Below are 21,457 nucleotides of genomic sequence, written 5' to 3' on the forward strand. Positions count from 1 at the left end.
GCGGCGCGCCGGCTCACTGGCCGAGGTTCCTCACGGCCTCGCCCATCTCGTCGAAGGTGTACGTCCAGAGCGTCATGACCCCGACGACGAAGACGGCGAAGACAACCGTGTAGAGGACGGCCTTGACCCAGAAGCGCGCCTGCGGGCGCCTGATGTGGTCGTCGACGACGTAGCGCAGGCCGTTCGTCCCGTGCAGCAGCGCCAGGCCGAGCAGGAACGAGTCCATGACCCGCACCGCCGGCTGCGCCAGGCGCTCGGCGACGTAGTCGTAGTCGATGGTGCCGGCGTTGGTGACGATGTTGTTCACGAACACGTGGGCGAAGACCAGGAAGACCAGCAGGAACCCGCTGATGCGCATGAACACCCACCAGGCGAGCTCGCTGTTCGTGGCGTAGGCGGACCGCGCCTCGCGCAGAGTGCGCGGGCGCGCCGCCCCGGTCGTGCGGGCGTCCACCGCCACCTCAGGCACCTCCGATGATCTCGGGGACGATCTTGATGAGCACCGGGATGCCGATCGCGACGGTGATGCCGAGGACGCCGTACCACATGACGCGCTGGTAGCGGATCGCCCACGGCGTGAAGTCGAGGAGGATGATCCGCAGCCCGTTGAGGGCGTGGTAGACGACGCCCGCGATGATCAGGATCAGGCCGATGCGGAACGGCCACTGGTGGTAGAAGAGCAGGAAGTCGTTGAAGGGGCCCTCGGGCCCGTACATCACCAGGCTGATGTCGAACACGTGCAGCAGCAGGTAGAGCGCCAGTGCGACACCGGAGATGCGGTGCAGGAAGTACGCCCACTGGCCCTCGCGGCCTCGGTACATGCCAACCTCCGTACGAGCGAGCCGACCGCCTCGTAGAGGCGCCCTGGGTATCGTACACCCGCCTCCGGAGCCGTCCCCGACGGCAGGAGAGCCGAGCGAGACAACGCGGCCTGCGCTGCCTGGGAAGCCGCTCGGACGGGGTAACCTGCTGCGGATGCTCCTCGCCTTCGACCTCGACAGGACGCTCGTCGCGGACGACTTCACGCTGCCCGACGACGTCGCCGACGCGATAAGCGCCGCGCGCGCCGCGGGCCACCACGTCACGGTCCTCACCGGCAGGCCCCTGGTGGCCGCCAGGGGGTACCTCGAGCGCCTCGCCGTCGACAGGCCGTACGCCGTGAACCACGGCTCGACGATCCTCGCCCCCGACGGGTCGCTCATCGACCGCAAGCGCCTGCGGGAGGACGAGGTGAGCGCGATCCTGGGGGCGTTCCTCGCCGACGCCGAGCTCGAGTTCTCCTGCGTCGTGGACGACCACATCTACGTGCGCGACCCGGCCCACGAGCGCTGGCTGCACGCCCACGCCCAGGGACGCGTCGTCGCCCGCTACGCCGCGGGCCTCGAGCTGGCGGCCGACAAGGTCGTCTTCCACGCGAACGGACGCTGCGCCGAGGTCGACGCCCACGTCGCGCGCAGCCACCCGCACCTCGTGCGCTACGCCTGGGGGGACGGCTGGCTCGAGGTCGTGCCCACCGGCGGCGACAAGGGCTCGGCCCTGGCGCGGATCGCGGAGCTCCTCGACGTCCGCCGCGACGACGTCGTGGCCTTCGGCGACGGCCTCAACGACGTCAGCATGCTGAGCTGGGCCGGCCACGCCGTGGCGGTGGGTCCCGAGGCGCACCCCGAGGCCCTCGCCGTCGCGCACGAGCGCGTCGCCGCGCCCGAGGCGGGCGGCGTGGCCGAGTGGCTGCGGGCCAACGCCCTCTGAGGCCGGCGCCCTCGGGCGCCGGCGCGGCGAGCAGCCACCGCGCGGACCGGCGGGCCGGCGACGCGCAGGGCCCCGCCGGCGGCCGCTAGCCGATCGCCTGCATGAACTCCTGGCGGGTGCGGGCGTCCTCCCTGAAGATGCCGCGCATCGCGCTCGTCACGGTGACGGAGCCCTGCTTCTCGACGCCGCGCATCATCATGCACAGGTGGCTGGCGCGGGTGACGACGGCCACCCCCTGCGGCTCGAGGATCTCCTCGAGGGCGTCGGCGATCTGCGCGGTCATGCGCTCCTGCACCTGCATGCGCCGGGCGAAGACGTCGATCACGCGGGCGAACTTCGACAGGCCGAGGATCCTGTCGCCGGGCACGTAGCCGATGGCCGCCGTGCCGAAGAACGGCAGCATGTGGTGCTCGCAGAGCGAGTAGAACTCGATGCCGGTCAGCACGACCATCTCCGAGCTCTCGGCCTTGAACAGGGCCCCGTTGATCACCTGCTTGGGGTCCTGGGCGTAGCCGCTGGTCAGGTACCTCAGCGAGCGCTCCACGCGCTGCGGTGTCCTCCGCAGGCCCTCGCGCGTGACGTCCTCGCCGAGGACCGTGATGAGCTGGGCGATGAGGGGCTCGAGGCTGGTCTCGCCCACCTCGTCGAAGTCGTCGACGCGTCCGAAGTCCACCCTGGTTTCTCTCACTGGGCTGTCATGCTAGCCCACGTCGCTCATCCCCACCCTCGCCGGTGTACGCAGGGCCGCGGGCTACTCTTGTGGGCGTGCGACTCGACAGGCTGCACAGCTACCTGACGCGGTTCGAGACCACGGTGACCGCCGTCGAGACGGCGGACGGCGGCGCCTGGGTGCGCCTCGACCGCTCCGCCTTCTACCCCACGGCCGGGGGGCAGCCCCACGACACCGGGCTCCTCGCCGGGCGCAAGGTCGTGGACGTCGAGGCGCGGGGCGAGGAGGTCTGGCACCTGCTCGAGCCGGGCGAGGCGCCCGCCGTGGGCGACGCGGTGGTCGGCGAGGTCGACTGGGAGCGCCGCTACGCCCACATGCAGCGCCACACCGCCCAGCACATGCTCTCGCAGGCCTTCATGCGCGTGGGAGCCGCCCGCGGCGCGGCGGACGAAGGCGGCGAGCCCGGCTACCACACCCGCTCGGTGAGCATGCGCGGGCCCGACTGCACCCTCGACCTCACCGGCGAGCCCGACGACGAGGCGCTTGCCGCCGCCGAGGAGGAGGTCAACGCCGCCGCCCGGCGCGCGCTGCCCGTGCTGGCGTTCGAGGTGCCGGAGGGGATGCTGAGCCACTACCGCCTGCGCCGGCCGCCGAAGGTGCGCGGCCTGGTGCGGCTCGTCGCCGTCGGCGACTACGACCTCGTGGCCTGCGGCGGCACGCACCTGAGGAACAGCGCCGAGGCGCTGCCCGTGAAGGTCATGGGCCTCGAGCGCGTGCGCGGCGGCCTCACGCGGGTGACGTTCAGGGCCGGCGCGGAGGCGCTCGCCGACCACGCCCTCAAGCACGCGGTGGCCAGCGGCCTCACGGCGCTCCTGAGCGCCCCGCCGGCCGACCACCCGGAGCGGGTGCGCGCGCTCCTCGACCGCGTGGGCGAGCTGGAGCACGAGCTGGGCCGCGCCCGCTCCCGCCTCGCCGACGGCCTGGCCGACGCGCTGCTGCGGGGCGCGCGGGACGAGCTGCCGGGCGGCGTCAGGCTCCTGGCGCACGCCCTCGAGGAGGGCGACGCGGCCCTCCTCGAGCCGCTCGTGGAGCGGCTGCAGGGCGAGCCCGCGTGCGTGTCCCTCCTCGCGTCGCGCGGGGGAGGCGCGGCGCGGCTGTCGTTCCTCGCCGGGCCGGGGGCGGACGTGGACGTGAGGCCGGCTCTCGCGGCCGCCCTCGAGGTCCTGGGCGGACGGGGCGGCGGCCGTCCGGACCGCGCACAGGGCGCCGGGCCGGACCGGGGCCGCCTGGGCGAGGCCATGGCTGCGGCCGTCGCCGCGCTGCGCGGCTGAGCCCGTCACCGCATCTCATCGCCGGCCCGCCTACCGTGCGGTGAGGGACGCGGACCCGGGTCCGCGTCCGTGGGAGGCGACATGGCGACGAAGACCGGGGCCAAGCAGGAGAAGCTCTTCGCCACGCGGATCGACCTGCCCGAGGAGGAGCGCGGCGCGCTGGTGGCGCTCTGCAACCAGATGCTGGCCGACACCTTCGACCTCTACTCGCAGGCGAAGCAGGCGCACTGGAACGTCAAGGGCACGGACTTCATGCAGCTCCACGAGCTCTTCGACGGCGTCGCCGAGGCCGTGCTCCCGTTCGTCGACGAGATCGCCGAGCGCGCCGCGACCCTGGGCGGGGTCGCGCTCGGCACCGCGCGCCTGGCGTCCGCGGCGTCGCGGCTCGCGGAGTACCCGGAAGGGCTGGTGGAGGGCCGGGAGCACCTCGAGGCGGTGCGCGAGCGCCTGGCCCAGTACTGCGGCGCGCTGCGCGAGGCGATCGAAGAGGCGGAGCGGCTCGGCGACCCGACGACCGTCGACCTCTTCACCGAGGCCTCGCGCGCGGCCGACCTGCAGCTCTACTTCGTCGAGTCGCACCTGCAGGGGTAGGTCTGCGCGGCGCGCGGGTGGCCGCGCCCGGTGTTCGGCCGGGACGCCCGGGTCGCCGCGCCGCGCACCGGACCGCTGCCGCTCGGCCCGCGCTCAGGCCTCGGCGCCGCCGCCGAACTCGTCGCGCAGCGCGCTCTGCTCCAGCACGTGCTTGGCGACGTAGACGGGCGCCTTGACGCGCACCGCCAGCGCCAGCGCGTCCGACGGACGGGCGTCGACGTCGAAGCGCACGCCGCCCCGCTCGAGGATCAGCATCGCGTAGTACGTGCCGTCGACGAGGTCGGTGACCTCGACGCGCGCGATCTGGACGCCGAGCAGCTCCAGCACCGAGACGAACAGGTCGTGGGTGAGCGGGCGCTCGAGCTTCTCGTTCGAGCGACCCGCCGCGATCGAGATCGCCTGCATGGCGTCGATGGCGATGGGGAGGATCTCGCCTTCCCCGCTCTTCAGCAAGGCCAGGAACTGGTTCTCGTCCCCGGAGACGGCGATCTCCTCCAGCTCCACCTTGACCATGGCGGCATGATAGCCCGGGCGCTTGGGTACACTCTGAGCCCATGTTCGAGCCCGTGGTCGGTCTCGAGGTGCACCTGGCGCTGAGGACCGCCACCAAGCTCTTCTGCGCCTGCCCCGCCGACGTCGAGGGCGGCGAGCCCAACGAGAACGTCTGCCCCGTCTGCCTCGGCCTGCCAGGCACCCTGCCCGTCGTGAACGAGCGGGCGCTCGACCTGGCCGTCACCTTCGCGCTGGCGCTGGGCGCCGAAGTGGCCCCGGCGGCGCGGTTCGACAGGAAGCACTACTTCTACCCCGACTCCCCGAAGAACTACCAGATCAGCCAGCACGCCCTGCCCATCGGCCGCGGCGGCGGCGTGAGGCTGCCCTCTGGCAAGGTCGTGCGCATCGCGCACTGCCACCTCGAGGAGGACGCGGGGCGGCTGGTGCACCCGCCGTACGCCCCGTACTCGCTCGTCGACCTGGGACGCGCCGGCACCCCGCTCGTCGAGCTCGTCACCGAGCCGGACATCGCCTCGCCGGAGGAGGCGCGGGCGTTCCTCGAGGAGGTGCAGGCCATCGCGCGCGCCACGGGCGTCTCGGACGCCTCGCCCGAGGAGGGCAAGATGCGCGCCGACGTGAACGTCTCGCTCAGGGGCGATGACGGCGGGCCCGGCACGAAGGTCGAGGTCAAGAACCTCAACTCCTTCCGCAACGTCGCGTCCGCCGTCGCGTTCGAGGCGCGGCGGCAGCGGCGGGTGCTGGAGGCCGGCCGCGCGGTCGTGCAGGAGACGCGCGGCTTCAACGAGGGCGGCCAGCGCACCTACACGCTGCGGGTGAAGGAGGGCTCGGAGGACTACCGGTACCTCGCCGACCCCGACCTGCCCGGCATCGACCTGACGGGTCGGATACGGGAGCTCGCCGCGGCGCTGCCGGAGCTGCCGGCCGAGCGGGCGGAGCGCTACGAGGGCCTGGGCCTGCGGGCGGAGGACGCGCGCCTGCTGGCCTACGACCCGGCCGCCGCCCGGGTGTTCGACGACGCCGTCCTGGCCGCCCCCGGGCACGTCAAGGCCCTGGCGGCCTGGCTCACCGTCGACGTCGCCGGCGCCCTGGCGTCCGCGGGACGCTCCCTCGACCCGGAGACGTTCCCGACCGAGGGCTTCTCCAAGCTCGTCTCGCTCGTCGAGGAGGGGAGGGTGTCGGGACCCACGGCGAAGGGCCTGCTGGGCGAGGTCCTGGCCGGCGCCGACCCGGAGGCCCTCGTGGACGCGCGCGGCCTCGCGCAGGTGAGCGACGAGGGCGAGCTGGGCGACGTGGTCGACGAGGTCGTGAGGGCGAACCCCGAGCTCGTCGCGCGCGTCAGGGTGAACCCCAGGGCGCTCAACGCCCTGCTCGGCGAGGTGATGCGCGCCACCCGCGGCACCGCCAAGCCCGACCTCGCCCGCCGCCTGCTCGAGGAGAGGCTGCTGGGGGGATAGCGCTCGACGAGAGGCTGCCCGATGGCCGGCGCCCGCGGCGCCTCCGCCGATGGGACGCGTCTCGCGGCGCGGCGGTCGGGGGCTAGACCCTCTCATCGAGAGCCAAGCGGTCCGCCGCTACCCTGGACCCGTAGGCACACGCCAGGCGCACGACCCAGGGAGGTATGACACGTGCTCCAGCGCGCGCAGCGCCCCGTCCAGCGGCTCGGCCGCGCGTCCGCGGCGCTGGCCGCGGCCCTCTGGCTGTCCTCGTGCGCCGCGCCCGGCACCCAGCCCGGGCCGGTCACCGCGGTCACCGTCACCGCCGTGCCGGCGGGGGTCGTGGTCGCGTGGTCGGGGGGCGAGGGCGCTTCCGGGTTCGTCGTCTACCGCGCCCCCGCCGGCGAGGGGATGACCGAGCTCGCGCGCGTGCCCGGAGCCGCCAGGAAGCACGCCGACTACACCGCCGAGCCCGGCGTCGCCTACGCCTACGCGGTCGCCGCCGTCGGCCCGGGCGGCCCCGGCGAGCACGTGGTCCAGGAGGCCGGTCCCGTCGCCGCGCTGCCCGGCGCGCGCCTGACCGTGGACGTCGACGGGCCCGGCACGGTCGTTGTCGAGGGGCCGGCCGGACCCGTCACCTGCAGCGAGGACTGCGTGGTGGGCTTCGAGCCGGGGTCCGAGGCCTCCCTGGCCGGCGTCGACGGCGACCTCGCGTTCGCCGGCTTCGGGGAGCCGTGCCCGCCGACGCCCGAGTGCCTCCTCACCGTGGATGAGGACATCAGCGTCGAGGCCCTCTTCCGCGCCCACGTGCTGCGCCTGAGCCTCGACGGCGACGCCCCCGTGAGCGTGACCTTCTCCCCTCCCGACGACAGGGGCCACGACGCCTGCCAGGTGCGCCCCGACGCCGACTGCCTCCTCGGCTTCACCTACACGGCCGGGAGCACCCTGCAGGTCAGCGTGAACGCGGCCCCGGTCGACCCTGACGCCGCCCGGGTACTCGGCCTGGCCGGGGACTGCGAGACGAGCCAGCGCTTCTGCGTCGCCGACCTCGGCGGCGCCGCGTCGGTGGCGGTGATCGCCGCCGTGACGCCGGTGGCCGTGCCGGACGACTTCGCGGTCAGGGCCGACAGCGCCTACGACGTCGGCGCGCCCGGCGTGCTGGCCAACGACGAGGTCGGCGGGACGGCTCGCGTCGAGCTCGTGGAGTTCGCGGGCCCGGGCCAGCTCCATCTCGGCGCCGACGGGTCGTTCAGCTACTCCCCGCCCGCTCGTCCGCCCGAGAACGTGACGTTCTCGTACCGGGTGCGCGGCGCCCACGACGTGGCCGGACCCGCCGCCGAGGTGGGCCTCGCGCTCGTGCCGCCTCCCCGCGCGGCGCCGGACGAGTACGCGACGGCCGAGGACGCCGACCTGAGCGTGCCCGCGCCCGGGGTGCTGGCGAACGACGCGGCGGACGGCGAGGTCGAGGTCGAGCTGGTGGCGGCCGACGGCCACGGCGAGGTCGACCTCGCCCCCGACGGCTCGTTCGTGTTCCGTCCGGGGCCCGACGACGTGAGGCCCTACGGCTTCACCTACCGCGTCAGGAACGAGCTGGGCGCCGTCAGCGAGGAGGCGACCGTGACCGTCGCCGTGGCGCCCGTCAACGACCCGCCCTCGTTCGCGCTGCTGCAGGAGACGGTGAGCGCTCGGCCCGGCCAGGCGGTGACGGTGGAGGGGTTCGCCCACGACGTCTCGCCAGGGGGCGGCGAGGACGAGGCGGGCCAGGGCCTGCGGTTCCTCGTGAACTGGCACGAGGGCGACAGGCCGCCGTTCTTCCCGGCGCCCTCGATAGACGGCCAGGGGACGCTGCGGTTCACCGGCTTCGGGACCGGGTCCGCGACGTTCGAGGTCGTGCTGCGGGACTCGGGCGGGGCGGGCGGCGGACCGGCGCGGTCGGAGCCGCGCTACTTCACGATCACGCTGCAGTAGGGCGCTCGAACCGCGGACGCCTCGGCGGTCAGCCGGGGTCGCCGGGCGGTCCCTGCGGACCCTGCGGTCCCTGAGGACCCGGCGGGCCCTCGGGGCCGGGCGGACCCTGCGGACCAGGGGGGCCCTCTGGTCCCGGCGGACCCTGCGGTCCGGGCGGGCCCGGCGGACCTTGCGGTCCGGGCGGGCCGGCCGGGCCCCGTTCGCCGCGGCAGTCGAGGACGCCCACCACGCCGTCGGCGTCGAGGTCCTCGCCGAGGTCGGGCGCGCCGTCGGCGTCGAGGTCCCAACAGGCCGTGCCGGGCTCGCCCGCCGGACCGGGCGGTCCGGGCGGGCCGGGCGGGCCCGCCTCGCCGGGCTCCCCTGGCGGACCCTGCTCGCCCGGCGCTCCGGGCGCTCCCGGGAGACCTAGCGGCCCGCGCTCGCCCGGGGGCCCCGGCGGTCCCGGGGGACCCGCGGGACCCGGCGCCCCGTCGGCACCGCGGCAGTCGCGGACGCTCACGACCCCGTCGCCGTCCCGGTCCTCGCCCGGGCCGGCCTGCCCGTCGCCGTCGACGTCCCAGCACGCGACGCCGGGAGGGCCCGCCGGTCCGGGCGGGCCGGGCGGACCCGCGGGGCCGACGAACTCGCCGGCGGCCATGGCGTCGAGCACGGCCTGGAGTCGGCTCCCGAGCGCGTCGACGCGCTCGTACAGCCTCTCCTCGCCGCAGACGACCTTCTCCATCGCGAGGTCCAGGGCCCTGTCGAGGAGCAGCGCCGTCTGGTAGCCGGTGAGGAACGCGTCGCCGTGGAACTCGCCCGACGGGAACGCGACGCCCACGCCGAGCGACGCGACGCGCTCCACCGAGGAGCGCGCCCAGTGGTCCGCGGGCACGTCGGCGAAGCCGAACCCCTGGTCGGGCCCGGCCACGAGCTGGTCGGGGCAGCCGGTGGCGGCGTCGACGCGGGAGAGCATGCGGTCGACGAGCACCGCGGCCTGGTAGCCCGTGAGCGAGCCCCCGCCGAGGAAGGAGCCGTCGGGGAAGGTGACGTCGACGCCCTTCTCGCCGAGGCCGCGCACGGCGTCGCGGCCCCACTGGACGTCGCCCTGGGTCAGGCCGAACGTGGCCAGGACGAGGAGGAGCGCCGTCGGTAGGAGCCTGCCCGTGAACCTCGCACGCATGGCCCAGGGTAGAGGAAGCGGCGCGCGGGCCGATGTGCCGCCCGCGCGCGCTCTCGCGTCCCCGGGCCGCTAACCTCCGCCCGGCCCCCGCGCGGTGAGCTCCAGGCTCGGCAGCGGCTCGATCACGTAGTCGACGCCCGGCGGCAGGCCGCCGGCGGCGCAGGCGGCCTGGACCGTCCCGATCACGGCGAATGCGTCGGCGTGGCCCGGCGCGGGCGCAGACGCCACCGTCGCTCCCGGCTGGCTCAGGGCCTCGGGGCACTCGCACACGCCCGGCTCGCCCTGCGGTCCGGGAGGACCGGGCGGACCGGGCGGACCCTCGGGGCCCGCCTCGCCCTGGTCGCCCTTGGGTCCCGGCGGGCCAGGCTCACCGTCCTCGCCCGGGTCTCCCTTGTCGCCCTTGGGACCTGGCGGGCCTTCGGGACCACGCGGACCCGGCGGACCCTCCTCGCCCTGCGGACCCTCCTCGCCCTGGTCGCCCTTGGGACCGGGCGGTCCCTCGGGCCCCGCCGGACCAGGCGGACCTGCCTCGCCCTGCGGACCCGGAGGGCCCATCGGGCCCGGGTCGCCCTGCGGGCCCGGCGGACCCTGCTCGCCCTGCGGACCGGGCGGGCCCTGCTCGCCCTGCGCCCCCGGCGCTCCGGGAGGACCCGGCGGGCCCATCTCGCCCGCGGGCCCCGGCGGTCCGGGCGGGCCCATGGGTCCCTCATCGCCCTGCGGCCCGGGGGGTCCTGGCGGACCGACGCAGTCGCTCGCCCCGACGACCCCGTCGAGGTCGACGTCCTCGCCCTCGCTGGGCAGGCCGTCGCCGTCGCTGTCCCAGCACGCCAGCCCGTCGCGTCCGTCGGCGCCGGGAGGCCCCGGCGGCCCGGCGGGACCGGGCGGGCCCGCCTCGCCCTGAGGCCCGGGCGGTCCGGGCGGACCCGCGGCGCCCACCTCGCCCGGCGCGCCCGCCGGGCCGACTGGGCCCTCGGGCCCGGCAGGACCGACGGGGCCCGGGGGACCGGGCTCTCCCGCCGGGCCAGGAGGACCCGGAGGTCCCGCGGGACCCTCGGGCCCGGGGGGACCCTCGGCGCCAGCCTCCCCGGGCGGGCCTGGCGGTCCCGGAGGCCCGGGCGGGCCCGTCTCGCCCTGAGGCCCCGGCGGCCCGGGAGGCCCCTGCAGCGCTCCCTCGGCGATGGCCGCCCGCACCGACTGGACCTCGGCGCTCATCTCGCCGAGACGGTCGGCGACGCTCGCCTCGCCGCACCCGACCTTGGCGTCGATCGCCGACACCGCGCCGGCGATCAGCGCCGCCGTCTGGAAGCCCGTGAGGAACTCGTCACCGTTCAGGCGCCCGTCGGGGAACGCCTCCTGCACGCCCAGCGCCGCCACGCGCGCCGCGGCGCCGGCCGCCCAATGGTCCTCCGGCACGTCGCTGAACGCGAAACCGGTGTCGGGTAGCCCGGCCATGGCGTCGGTGCAGCCGGTGGCCGCGTCGGCGCGCGCCAGCAGCCTGTCGACGAGCACCGCCGCCTGGTAGCCGGTCACGGCGCCCTCGCCCAGGAACGAGCCGTCGGGGAAGCCGAGGTCGAAACCGGCCTCGCCCAGCTGCCCCAGCGCCTCGCGACCCCAGTCGGGCCCGCCACCGTCCTGGCTCGAGCCGATGGCCAGCAGCGCTAGGGCGGCCAAGGCGGCCGTCAACGGTCGAAGCCTTCGCATCCGCACCTGCCGATCCCGCCGCCGGGCCCGGCGGCGTCATGCGCTCATGATTAGGCCTCCCCCATGTGAACCCGTCTACGGAACGCACGGCGCTAACCTTTACCCGTGTCCCACCGTCGGCTCAGACACGCCTCGCTGCCCGCGCTGGCGCTGGCCTGGGCCCTCTCCGCGGCGCTGGCTCAGGGCGCGCTGCCCGAGGAGGCCGCCGCGGCCCTGCGCGCCGGCCAGGCGGCCGCCGCCGAGGCCGTGGCCACCTACGAGGCCCACTTCCCCGACCAGCCGCTGTGGCGCGAGGCCATCGCGCAGGGCGAGCGCGCGCGCTCGCTGGCTCCCGACCGACTCGAGCCGCTGCGGTTCCTGGCGCAGGTCTACGGGATCACGGGCTGGACGTCGCGCACCTGGGAGGCGTGGCAGGCCTACCTCGAGCTGGGCGGCACGCTCGACGCGCGCGCCCGTGCCGACGCGGCCCGCGCCGCGCTCGTCCTCGGCTACCAGGCGTTCACGGCCGGGGCCATGGAGAGGGCGCGGGAGCTGCTGGAGGCGAGCCACGACCTCGTGCCCGACGACCTGACCACGGTCACCTACCTGGGCCAGGCGCGGCTGCAGACGGGCGACGTGGAGGGCGCGATACCGCTGCTCGAGGTCGCCGCCGAGACCTACCCGCAGCTCAGGCCGACCCTGCAGAGGGCCGCCCTCGGCGCCGAGCACGGCCTCGGCGCGGCCGACGCGTTCCTGGCGGCGGAGCGCGAGTTCGCGCGGGACAACATGGCCGGCGCCCTCTCGCTCTACGTGGCTGCCATGCAGGGAGACCCGGGCTTCGTCGAGGCCATCAAGGGCGCCGCCGAGGCCAACGCCGCCCTGGGCCGCGCCGACGAGGCGCGGCGGCTGTGGGAGCGTGCGCTGGAGGTGGACCCGGGCGACGCGGAGGTGCAGGCGGTGCTGGCCAGGCTCGACGCCGCGGCCGAGGCCGCGGACGTCGCCGCCCAGGCGGCTCAGGAGGCGCAGGCCGCCGCCGAGGCGGAGGCGGCCGCGCAGGCGGCGGCCGAGGCCGAGGCGCCGCCGGTGGTGCTGGCGCCGCCGGGCGCCCAGCCGCCCGGCGCGGCTCCTGGGGGTCCGGCGGACGAGGGGCCGGAGGACGCGGGGCCGCCGGCGGAGGAGCCGGAGGACGTCGAGGCCCAGCCGCCCGCCGAGGAGCCGCCAGTGGCTGAAGAGCCCGCCGAGGAGCCGCCAGTGGCCGAGCCTCCCGCGGAGGAGCCCCCCGTGGCCGAGGAGCCCGCGGAGGAGCCGCCGGCCGAGGAACCTCCGGTCGCCGAGGAGCCGGAGGAGCCCCCGGTCGAGGAGCCGCCCGTGGCGGAGGAGCCGGAGGAGGAGCCCCCGGTCGCCGAGGAGCCTCCCGCCGAGGAGCCCGGGGAAGATGGCCTCGCCGCGGTGCCGCCCGCACCCGCGCCACGGCCCGCGCCGGGGCTGGGGGGCGCCCAGACGCTGGCCCTCGTCGACGCGACGATCAGTCCGCGGCCCGTGGAGCAGGGCGGCGAGGGGGCCTTCACGTTCCTGGAGGCGCCCGCCGCCGCGGTGGGCGACCTGGGCGCCTACGGCCAGGGCACCCTGCACGTGCAGGTCGAGCTGCTCGAGAAGCCGACCGACGACCCCGTGCTCGTGCAGCTGTGCCTGGTGCCAGACGACCTGATCACGGTGCGTCCCGCCTGCAGCGAGCCGAGCGCGCTGCGCCTCGAGGGCGAGGGCGTGGTCAGCGCCGCGCAGAGCGTGGCCGGCATGGAGGGCGCCGCGGCCATCGACTGGTCGCAGGGCATGGCCCAGGTCCTCGTCGTGCTGCGCGACGCAGCCGGACGCCCGCTCGACGCCCGCTACGCCTACGACGAGCAGGGACGCCCGCTCGACGTCGCCGCCTACTACCCGATGAGCCTACGCGTGCGCGCCGCGCTGGTACCGGCGGGCGGCACGTTCACCGGCTGGTGAGGGCCGCGCGCTGCGCCCGCCGGCCCCGGGTCGGCGACGGGACGGCTCGGCGCTCGGGCGGCCGCCACGCGGCTACCGGGCGGACCGGACCTCAGCGACCCACGCCCACGTAGTCGAGGCCGGCAGCCCTCACGGCGTGCGGCTGGAGGTAGTTGCGCGCGTCGAGGAGGAGCGTCCCGCGCATGCGCCGCTTCAGGGCGGCGAGGTCGAGCTGCCTGAACTGCGGCCAGTCGGTGACGAGGACGAGCGCGTCGCAGCCCACGGCCAGGCACTCGGGGTCGCGGCAGTACTCGACGGGCAGGTCCGGGTGGAGGCGCCTGGCGTTGTCCATCGCCACGGGGTCGTAGACCTTGACGATGGCGCCGCGGTCGGCGAGCTGCTCGATCAGCGTGAGCGCGGGCGAGTCGCGCAGGTCGTCGGTGTTGCCCTTGAAGGCGAGCCCCAGGAGGCCGATCGTCGTGCCGCGCAGGACCTTGAGGTGGTGCTGCAGCTTCTCGACGATGAACTGGCGCTGTCGCCGGTTGACCTCGATCGCCGAGCGGACGATGGGCATCGTGTAGTCGTAGCTCGCGGCCAGGGCGAGCACGGCGGCCGTGTCCTTGCCGAAGCAGGAGCCGCCCCAGCCGATCCCGGCGTGGAGGAACCGCGGGCCGATGCGCTGGTCGAGGCCGATGGCGCGGGCGACCTCGGTGATGTCGGCGCCGACCATCTCGGCGAGCTGGGAGAACTCGTTGATGAAGCTGATCTTCGTGGCGAGGAACGCGTTGGCCGCGTACTTGGTGAGCTCGGCGCTGGTGGCCGACGTCGTGATCAGCGGCGGCAGCTCGTAGCGCTCGGGCCGCGGCGTGCCCGGCGGCGGGTCGAACGTCTGCTCGAGGATCGGTTGGTACAGCTCGCGGAGCAGGCCGACGGCGAACGGGTCCTCGGCGCCGATGACGATGCGGTCCGGGTAGAACGTGTCGTGGACCGCCTTGCCCTCGGCCAGGAACTCGGGGTTCGACGCCACGTGCACCGCGGCCGTCACCCCGCGCGCCTCCAGGCACCGCTTGATGATGCCCTCGACGTGGCGGGCGCTGCCCACGGGCACGGTGGACTTGTTCACCACCACCAGCCGCGCGCCCTCCTGGATCAGGTCGGCGACGTCCTTGGCGGCGGCGTCGACGTACCTCATGTCGGCGTCGCCGTTCTCCTTCGACGGCGTGCCCACGGCGATCATCACGACGCCCGTGCCGGCCAGGGGCGGGATGTCGGTCCGGAACGAGATGCTGCCGCTCACGGCCTGCAGCAGCTCGGCGAGGCCGGCCTCGTGGATCGTGGGCTCGCCGCGGCCGAGGGCCTCCACGACGCGCTCCTGCTTGTCGACGCAGGTGACCCTGTGGCCGAGGTAGGCGAGCGCGGTCCCGGTGGTCAGGCCGACGTAGCCGGTGCCGATGATCGTTACGTTCACCGCTTCTTCCTCCATGGGCCGCGGCTCAGCCGCGGCGGTTGGTCGTGGACCTCACGCTGACCCGCGCCTCGGGGCGGGGCGGGGCGGCGGGCTCCGTGGGCGGCGGGGCGCCGTAGCCGTAGCCGTAGCCGACGGTCCTCAGGCGCGGCTCGTCGACCATCGTGGCGGCGATGCCGAGCAGCCTGACGCCCATGCGCTGGAGCAGGTCGAGGGTGGCGCGCAGCGGCCGCCTGTCGGCCTTGCGCAGGCTGACGGCCAGGACGGCGCCGGTGCACGACGGCGCGATCGTGAGGGCGTCGGCCACGGCCAGCACAGGCGGCGAGTCGACGACGATGACGTCGTAGTCGTGGCCCCAGCGGTTCACGCACGCCGAGAAGCCGCGCCCGAGGATCTCGGCCGCCTGGGTCGAGACCTGGAACGAGGGGACGATGTCGAGGCGCTGGCGTCCGCCGAGGGGCACGCGGGCCACCATGTGCGGTCCGTCGGGGTCGCGCAGGAAGTCGAGCAGCTCCGAGGCCTGGCCGCGCCTGAGCCCGTACTCCTGGAACAGCACCGGCTGCCTGAGGTCGGCGTCGACGAGCAGCGTCCGGTAGTCGTTGCGGGCGAAGCTCTCGGCGAGGTTGAGGGCGACGGCCGACTTGCCCTCGCCCGAGCGCCCGCTCGTCACCAGGATCACGCGCGGCGAGGCGTCGGCGGTGGCGAAGAGCACGCCGGTGCGCAGGTAGCTCGCGGCCTCCCGCGGGAAGCGCCGGCCGGGCTTGGAGAGGCGCTGGAACTCGGCGAGGATGGGCACGCCGGAGACGGCCTCGACCTCGGCGACGTCGGTGATGCGGGTGTTCATGAGCGAGCGCAGGATCACGATGCCGTAGGCCACTACGAGGCCGGCCAGCGCGGCCAGCAGCGCGTTCACCAGCGGACGCGGCGCCACCGGCGAGGCGCTCGGCACGGCCTCCTGGATGACCTCGAGCCGGCCGATGGCCGACACGCCCATGGCGCGCGCCACGGCCAGCGACTGCTGCTGCTGGGCGCGCAGCGAGATGAGGCCGTCGATCTCCGACTGCCGGCTCGGGTCGCCGAGCGCCTGCAGCGCGCGCACCTGCTCGGTGAGCGCGGCGATCTGCTGCTCGAGCGCCTGCACGACCTGGCCCACGCTGCGGGTGGCGCGCTCGACGTCCCAGGCGACGAGGGCCGACGCCACGGCGTTCGCCACGCCGGCCGCGCGCTCGGGCGTGCCGGCGCGTCCCGTGATCGTCAGCAGCGCCGACGTGCCGTCGTCGCGCGACGTCACGCGGTACTGGGCGCGGATCGCAGAAGGCGGCTGGTCCTGCTCGCCCAGCTGGGCCTGCGCCGTCTTCGCCACGGCGTCGCTGCGGCTGGCCACCTCGTAGGCGCTGGCGTCGATCGCCGGCGCCACGAACGGCGACACGCCGAACGACCTGAAGTCGGCGGTGGAGGAGGACACGAGCACCGTCGCCTCGGCCTCGTAGACGGGGGGCTGCCCCTGCGACCAGAGGTAGACGGCGAGGCCGAAGACGACCGCCAGCACCATCCCGAGGCTGAGGCCACGGCGCACGAGCCGCATGGCCTCGCCCACGGCGACCGACACGTCGTTGGTCATCTGACCTCTCTCGGGCCGATGGCTCGGCCAGAACGGACTGTAGCAGACGGTTCCTGAGAGCTCTCAGCCGCACTCACAGCCGCCCGGTGGAGGACGCCGGCGCTGTGACGGTGCGGGCGGGCCCCGCCGCCCCCGGCGCTAACCTGGCCGCGTGCCGACGACCGCGAGACCGGGCGCCCGCGTCGCGCTCGCGCTCGCCCTGACCCTGGCGTCGGCGGCGGCGCGTTCGCCGCTGGAGCCTCTCGGCCCCCTGCCGGCGTCGGCCGACCCCTTGAGGGAGGACCTCGCGCTGCTCGCGACGAGGGTCAGCGACGAGGCGGCGCTGCGCCTCGCGCAGGTCCAGGCCGCGCGCGACGAGCTCGACCTGGCGCTCTGGGACCCCACGGTGGCGCTGGAGGCGTCGCCGGAGGCCGAGTACGAGCTCGACCTGCTGGCGGGCCAGGGCGGCTGGGACGCCGGCTTCGAGGCCTTCCTCGAGCTGGGGGCCGAGCGCGACGAGGACCGCCTCCTCGCGGCGCGCGCCGCGCTGGCGGCGGCCGAGGGCAGGTACAGGGCCCAGCTCCGCGCCGACCTGCGCCAGGGCCTGCTGGCGCTGTCGCAGGAGCGTCTGGCGCGGCGAGAGCTGGCGGACGCCGAGGCGGAGGCCGCGGCGGCGTCCGCGGCGCTCGCGGAGGCGCAGGCCGCCGGGGCCACGGAGCAGGAGCTGGCCGCGCTCGAGGTCGAGGCGGGCCTGGCCGACGTGGAGCTGGAGCGCCGGCGGCTCGCCTACCGGCCGCGGGAAGCGCTCCTCGCCGAGCTCGGCGTGGCCGGCGCGTCCGCGAGCGCCGACGCCTACCTCGCGGGACCCGTGCCTCCCGGCGTGGAGCGCGCCTCCCCGCACCGCGAGGCCGCCGCGCTGCGCATCGCGGCCGAGCGCGCCGACCTGGCCGTGCGCGAGCTGCCGTTCCAGAGCCTGCCCGAGCTCGAGGTCACGGCGTCCTACCGCGACGGCGGGTTCTCGGTCGGCGCCGAGCTGGGCCTGCGCCGCGGCGTGCCCACGGCCGACGCGCGGCTCGGCTGGAGCAGCGGTGACGACGACCGCGCCCTGCGCTTCGGGGTGAGCGCCAGCCTGCTCTTCAGCAACGGCTCATCGAGCCGTTCGACGCTGGTCTTGGCCGAACGGGAGCTCGCGCTGAGGGCGCTGGCCGAGTTCGAGGCCGCGCAGCCCGCCCGCGAGCGGGAGTCCCTGGCGCTGCTCGAGCTCGCCTACGAGGAGCTGCACCTGCTCCTGGCCGCCCGCGACGAGGCGGCCGCGGCCCTGGAGGCGGCGCTGGCGGAGGGTCGGGACACCGACCGGCTCGCCGCCGCGGCCAGGCGGGCGGAGGACGCGGCCGAGAGGGCGTGGCAGCGGTACGTGCGAGCGCTGTTCGACTACCTGGAGACGACCGACGCGGTCCTCGGCGGCGCCTAGCGCCCCCGGGGGCGGTTGGGGACGAGAGGTGAAGGTGATGCGAGTTCTGGTGACCGGAACCGAGGGCTACCTCGGCACCCTAGTCGCGCCGGAGCTGATGCGGCGCGGCCACGAGGTCACGGGCGTCGACACCGGCTTCTACAAGGAGGGCTGGCTCTACCACGACCCCGCCGCCACGCCGCTCACGAAGGCCCAGGACCTCAGGCGGCTAACCGTCGAGGACCTGCGCGGCTACGACGCCGTCGTGCACATGGCCGAGCTCTCGAACGACCCCACGGGCGAGCTGCTGCCCGCCATCACCTACGAGATCAACCACGTGGGGTCGGTGAACCTCGCCAACCTCGCCAAGCAGGCGGGCGTGACGCGCTTCGTCTACATGTCGTCGTGCAGCGTCTACGGGGTGGCGGAGAGGGACTTCGTCGACGAGACCTCGCCGGTGAACCCGCAGACCGCCTACGCCGAGTGCAAGGTCCTCGTCGAGCGCGACCTCACGCGGCTGGCCGACGACGGCTTCTCGCCCACGTTCCTGCGCAACGCCACCGCCTACGGCGCCAGCCCGCGCATGCGCTTCGACATCGTGCTCAACAACCTCGCCGGCTACGCGCACACGACCGGCGAGATACGCATGGTCTCCGACGGCACGCCGTGGCGTCCGCTGGTGCACGGACGCGACATCGCCAAGGCCGTGGCCTGCGCGCTCGAGGCGCCGCGCGAGGCCGTGCACGCCCAGGTGTTCAACGTCGGCGACACGCGCCACAACTACCGCGTCAGGGAGGTCGCCGAGATCGTCGCCGACGTCTTCCCCGGCTGCCGGCTCTCGTTCGGCGACCGCGGCGCCGACAACAGGAGCTACCGCGTGCGCTTCGACAAGATCGCCGCGGAGCTGCCCGGCTTCTCCTGCGACTGGGACGCCCGGCAGGGCGCCGAGGAGCTCAGGGCGGTGTTCGAGCGCATCGGCCTCACGCGCGAGCAGTTCGAGTCGCGCATGTACACGCGCCTGAAGATGCTCAAGCACCTGCTCGCCACCGGCCAGGTCGACGAGCGCCTCTACTGGCTCGACGCGCGCACGCCGCTGGACGCGGCGTCCGCCGCCGGCCAGCCGCCCGTGCCGGCGGAGGCCCTGGAGGCGGGCGCGTGATCTTCACCGAGACCGGGCTCCCGGGGGCGTACATCGTGGAGCTCGAGCGGCGCGAGGACCACCGCGGCTTCTTCGCGCGCACCTACTGCGCCGAGGAGTTCGCGGCGCACGGGCTGAAGCCTGTCGTGGTGCAGGCGAACCTCTCGTACAACCACGCGGCCGGCACGCTGCGCGGGATGCACTACCAGCTCCCGCCGGCCGCCGAGACGAAGCTGGTGCGCTGCACGGCGGGGGCGGTGCACGACGTGATCGTCGACCTGCGGCCCGACTCGCCCACGTACCTGCGGCACTTCGGCGTCGACCTCACGGCCGAGAACCGGCTGGCCCTCTACGTGCCCGAGATGTTCGCGCACGGCTACCTCACCCTCACGGACGGCGCCGAGGTCGTCTACCAGGTCGGCGAGTTCTACACGCCCGGCGCGGAGCGCGGCATCCGCTACGACGACCCGGCCCTGGGCATCCGCTGGCCGCGCGAGGTCGCCGTGGTCTCCGCGAAGGACGAGGCGTGGCCGCCGTTCCGGCCCGCGCCGCGTCCCCCGGCGGCGACGGAGGCGGTCCGGTGATCCTCGTCGACACCGCGCTGAGGCGCCGCGAGGAGGAGGGCCGTCCGGTGCGCGTGGCGATGGTCGGCGCCGGGTTCATGGGCCGCGGCGTGGCGAACCAGATCGTCAACCGCACGCCGGGCATGCGGCTCGTGGGGATAGCCAACCGCACGCCACAGCGCGCCGAGGAGGCCTACGCCTACGCCGGCGTCACCGAGGTCGCGCGCGCCGCGACGGCCGCCGAGGTGGCCAGGGCGTTCGCGTCCGGCACCCCCGTCGTCACCGACGACCCGCTGCTCCTGGCGCGGGCCGACGGCGTCGACGTCGTGCTCGAGGCCACCGGCGCCGTCGAGTACGGCGCGCACGCGGTCGTCGCGGCGATAGAGGCGGGCAAGCACGTCGTGCTCCTGAACGCCGAGCTCGACGGCACCGTGGGGCCCATCCTCAAGGCCATGGCCGACGAGGCCGGCGTCGTCTACTCCGTCTCCGACGGCGACCAGCCGGGCGTGCAGGCGAACCTCATCCGCTTCGTGAAGGGCATCGGGCTCGAGCCCCTCGTGGCCGGCAACATCAAGGGCCTGCAGGACCCGTACCGGAACCCCACGACCCAGAAGGCGTTCGCCGAGCGCTGGGGCCAGCGGCCGAGCATGGTCACGAGCTTCGCCGACGGCACGAAGATCAGCTTCGAGCAGGCGAACGTGGCCAACGCCTTCGGGTTCACGATCGAGAGGCGCGGGATGACGGGCCGCGAGCACCGCGAGCACGTCGACGCCGCGGTGCGCTACTACGACGTCGACAGGCTGCGGGAGCTGGGCGGCGTCGTCGACTACCTGGTGGGCGCCCTACCGAGCCCCGGCATCTTCGTCTTCGCCGCCGAGGACGACCCGAAGCAGCGGCACTACCTGGACCTCTACAAGCTGGGCCCAGGCCCGCTCTACAGCTTCTACACGCCCTACCACCTCTGCCACTTCGAGGTGCCCACGTCGCTGGCCCGCGCGGTCCTGTTCGGCGACGCCGTCCTGGCGCCGGCGGGACCGATGCGCGTCGAGGTCGTGGCGACCGCGAAGCGCGACCTGAAGGCCGGCGAGGTCCTCGACGGGCTGGGCGAGTACATGACCTACGGCCAGTGCGAGACGGCCGCGGAGACCCGGCGCCTCTCCCTGCTGCCCATGGGCGTCGCCGAGGGCTGCCGGCTGAAGCGCGACGTCCCCCGGGACCGGGTCATCACCTACGACGACGTCGAGCTGCCGCAGGGGCGGCTCGTCGACGAGCTGCGCACGCGCCAGGCGCGCCGCTTCGGGCCGCCTGGCGACGAGGCGCCACGGCCCGCGCGGGGCGACGCGCCAGCGGAGGTGAGGACGTGAAGGCTGTGATCCTCGCCGGGGGCTTCGGGACCCGGCTCTCAGAAGAGACCACGGTGAAGCCCAAGCCCATGGTCGAGGTGGGGGGACGCCCCATCCTCTGGCACATCATGAAGATCTTCGAGGCCGGCGGCGTGGACGAGTTCGTGATCGCGCTCGGCTACAAGGGCGAGGTCATCAAGGACTACTTCCTGAACTTCTACGCCATCAACAACGACATAACCGTCGACCTCGCGACCGGCGCGACGACGATCCACGACGGCAACCAGCCCGCCTGGAAGGTCCACCTCGTCGACACGGGCCTGCACACGATGACGGGCGGGCGCCTCAAGCGCCTCGAGCGGTGGCTGACCCCCGGCGAGGCGTTCTTCTTCACCTACGGCGACGGCGTGGCCGACCTTGACGTGAGGAGGCTGGCGGCGTTCCACCGTTCGCACGGGCGCCTCGCCACCGTCACCACGGTGCGGCCGCCGGCGCGCTTCGGGAACCTCACGTTCGAGGGCGACAGGGTCGAGAACTTCCACGAGAAGCCCGAGGAGGGCGAGGGCTGGATCAACGGCGGCTTCTTCGTCCTCGAGCCGCAGGCCATCGACTACATCGACGGCGACGCCAGCGTCTGGGAGCGCGAGCCCGTCGACCGCCTCGTGCGCGACGGCCAGCTCATGGGCTACCGCCACTACGGATTCTGGTCGTGCATGGACACGCTCAAGGAGAAGCAGATGCTCGAGGAGATGTGGTCCTCGGGCGCGGCGCCGTGGAAGGTGTGGGAGGCGACGCGGGAGCCCGTCACCGCTCCCTGAGGGGACGAC

Annotated in this window: 19 protein-coding genes; 11 read left to right on the forward strand and 8 right to left on the reverse strand. The window is 74.9% G+C overall.

The features are described 5' to 3' along the window. Positions 1 to 13: 13 nt before the first annotated feature. Both VF202_02585 and sdhC read right to left on the reverse strand, forming a co-directional pair. Positions 14 to 469, reverse strand: a complete 456-nt coding sequence (locus tag VF202_02585; GenBank protein HEX7038981.1) for a succinate dehydrogenase hydrophobic membrane anchor subunit — start codon at positions 467 to 469, stop codon at positions 14 to 16. After that, positions 462 to 821 carry a succinate dehydrogenase, cytochrome b556 subunit gene (sdhC, locus tag VF202_02590; protein HEX7038982.1) on the reverse strand — a complete coding sequence of 120 codons (360 nt, stop codon included), beginning with the start codon at positions 819 to 821 and terminating at the stop codon, positions 462 to 464. The genes VF202_02585 and sdhC overlap by 8 nt, the downstream gene beginning before the upstream one ends. Positions 822 to 975: 154 nt before the next feature. Between sdhC and VF202_02595 the strand changes: the two genes are divergently transcribed. Continuing rightward, on the forward strand, positions 976 to 1,749 hold the full coding sequence (locus tag VF202_02595) for an HAD family hydrolase (GenBank protein HEX7038983.1): 774 nt from the start codon (positions 976 to 978) through the stop codon (positions 1,747 to 1,749). Between the two features lie 85 nt (positions 1,750 to 1,834). On the opposite strand, the gene folE is transcribed toward VF202_02595, so the two are convergent. Then, complete coding sequence (gene folE / locus VF202_02600; GenBank protein HEX7038984.1) at positions 1,835 to 2,437, reverse strand: GTP cyclohydrolase I FolE; 603 nt, start codon at positions 2,435 to 2,437, stop codon at positions 1,835 to 1,837. 77 nt (positions 2,438 to 2,514) lie between these two features. Here folE and VF202_02605 point away from each other — a divergent pair, with 77 nt between their 5' ends. Further along, complete coding sequence (locus VF202_02605) at positions 2,515 to 3,750, forward strand: alanyl-tRNA editing protein (protein HEX7038985.1); 1,236 nt, start codon at positions 2,515 to 2,517, stop codon at positions 3,748 to 3,750. A gap of 81 nt (positions 3,751 to 3,831) precedes the next feature. Then, positions 3,832 to 4,341 (forward strand): DNA starvation/stationary phase protection protein Dps, encoded by a 510-nt coding sequence (gene dps, locus VF202_02610; protein ID HEX7038986.1) that lies wholly within the window; start codon positions 3,832 to 3,834, stop codon positions 4,339 to 4,341. A gap of 93 nt (positions 4,342 to 4,434) precedes the next feature. On the opposite strand, the gene VF202_02615 is transcribed toward dps, so the two are convergent. Continuing rightward, positions 4,435 to 4,854 (reverse strand): bifunctional nuclease family protein, encoded by a 420-nt coding sequence (locus VF202_02615; protein HEX7038987.1) that lies wholly within the window; start codon positions 4,852 to 4,854, stop codon positions 4,435 to 4,437. A gap of 41 nt (positions 4,855 to 4,895) precedes the next feature. On the opposite strand from VF202_02615, the gene gatB reads away from it, so the two are divergent. Both gatB and VF202_02625 read left to right on the forward strand, forming a co-directional pair. Then, on the forward strand, positions 4,896 to 6,308 hold the full coding sequence (gene gatB / locus VF202_02620; protein ID HEX7038988.1) for an Asp-tRNA(Asn)/Glu-tRNA(Gln) amidotransferase subunit GatB: 1,413 nt from the start codon (positions 4,896 to 4,898) through the stop codon (positions 6,306 to 6,308). 171 nt (positions 6,309 to 6,479) lie between these two features. After that, positions 6,480 to 8,255 (forward strand): Ig-like domain-containing protein, encoded by a 1,776-nt coding sequence (locus VF202_02625; GenBank protein HEX7038989.1) that lies wholly within the window; start codon positions 6,480 to 6,482, stop codon positions 8,253 to 8,255. Between the two features lie 28 nt (positions 8,256 to 8,283). Here the strand turns inward: VF202_02625 and VF202_02630 are convergent, their stop codons facing one another. Beyond that, positions 8,284 to 9,414 carry an S-layer homology domain-containing protein gene (locus VF202_02630; protein ID HEX7038990.1) on the reverse strand — a complete coding sequence of 377 codons (1,131 nt, stop codon included), beginning with the start codon at positions 9,412 to 9,414 and terminating at the stop codon, positions 8,284 to 8,286. Positions 9,415 to 9,483: 69 nt separating this feature from the next. Further along, positions 9,484 to 11,097, reverse strand: a complete 1,614-nt coding sequence (locus VF202_02635; protein ID HEX7038991.1) for an S-layer homology domain-containing protein — start codon at positions 11,095 to 11,097, stop codon at positions 9,484 to 9,486. 123 nt (positions 11,098 to 11,220) lie between these two features. Here VF202_02635 and VF202_02640 point away from each other — a divergent pair, with 123 nt between their 5' ends. Beyond that, entirely contained in the window at positions 11,221 to 13,092 is a 1,872-nt protein-coding gene (locus VF202_02640; GenBank protein HEX7038992.1) for a tetratricopeptide repeat protein, read from the forward strand. Between the two features lie 91 nt (positions 13,093 to 13,183). On the opposite strand, the gene VF202_02645 is transcribed toward VF202_02640, so the two are convergent. Together VF202_02645 and VF202_02650 are read right to left on the reverse strand one after the other, a co-directional pair. Next, positions 13,184 to 14,539, reverse strand: coding sequence for a UDP-glucose/GDP-mannose dehydrogenase family protein (locus tag VF202_02645; GenBank protein HEX7038993.1), 1,356 nt, complete (start codon positions 14,537 to 14,539; stop codon positions 13,184 to 13,186). Positions 14,540 to 14,564: 25 nt separating this feature from the next. Further along, a complete protein-coding gene (locus tag VF202_02650; protein HEX7038994.1) occupies positions 14,565 to 16,157 on the reverse strand; it encodes a P-loop NTPase in 1,593 nt (530 codons plus the stop codon). Positions 16,158 to 16,308: 151 nt separating this feature from the next. Here VF202_02650 and VF202_02655 point away from each other — a divergent pair, with 151 nt between their 5' ends. From VF202_02655 to rfbF, 5 genes are read left to right on the forward strand one after another with little or no spacing between them, the layout of a single operon-like run. Continuing rightward, positions 16,309 to 17,607 (forward strand): hypothetical protein, encoded by a 1,299-nt coding sequence (locus VF202_02655; GenBank protein HEX7038995.1) that lies wholly within the window; start codon positions 16,309 to 16,311, stop codon positions 17,605 to 17,607. 49 nt (positions 17,608 to 17,656) lie between these two features. After that, entirely contained in the window at positions 17,657 to 18,745 is a 1,089-nt protein-coding gene (locus VF202_02660; protein ID HEX7038996.1) for an SDR family oxidoreductase, read from the forward strand. Then, entirely contained in the window at positions 18,742 to 19,308 is a 567-nt protein-coding gene (gene rfbC / locus VF202_02665; GenBank protein ID HEX7038997.1) for a dTDP-4-dehydrorhamnose 3,5-epimerase, read from the forward strand. The genes VF202_02660 and rfbC overlap by 4 nt, the downstream gene beginning before the upstream one ends. After that, the gene (locus tag VF202_02670) at positions 19,305 to 20,651 is read left to right on the forward strand and encodes a Gfo/Idh/MocA family oxidoreductase (GenBank protein HEX7038998.1); all 1,347 of its coding nucleotides are present in this window, start codon (positions 19,305 to 19,307) and stop codon (positions 20,649 to 20,651) included. The genes rfbC and VF202_02670 overlap by 4 nt, the downstream gene beginning before the upstream one ends. After that, positions 20,648 to 21,448 (forward strand): glucose-1-phosphate cytidylyltransferase, encoded by an 801-nt coding sequence (gene rfbF / locus VF202_02675; protein ID HEX7038999.1) that lies wholly within the window; start codon positions 20,648 to 20,650, stop codon positions 21,446 to 21,448. The genes VF202_02670 and rfbF overlap by 4 nt, the downstream gene beginning before the upstream one ends. Positions 21,449 to 21,457 lie beyond the last annotated feature (9 nt).

The organism is Trueperaceae bacterium, assembly GCA_036381035.1.
GTDB lineage: Bacteria > Deinococcota > Deinococci > Deinococcales > Trueperaceae > DASRWD01.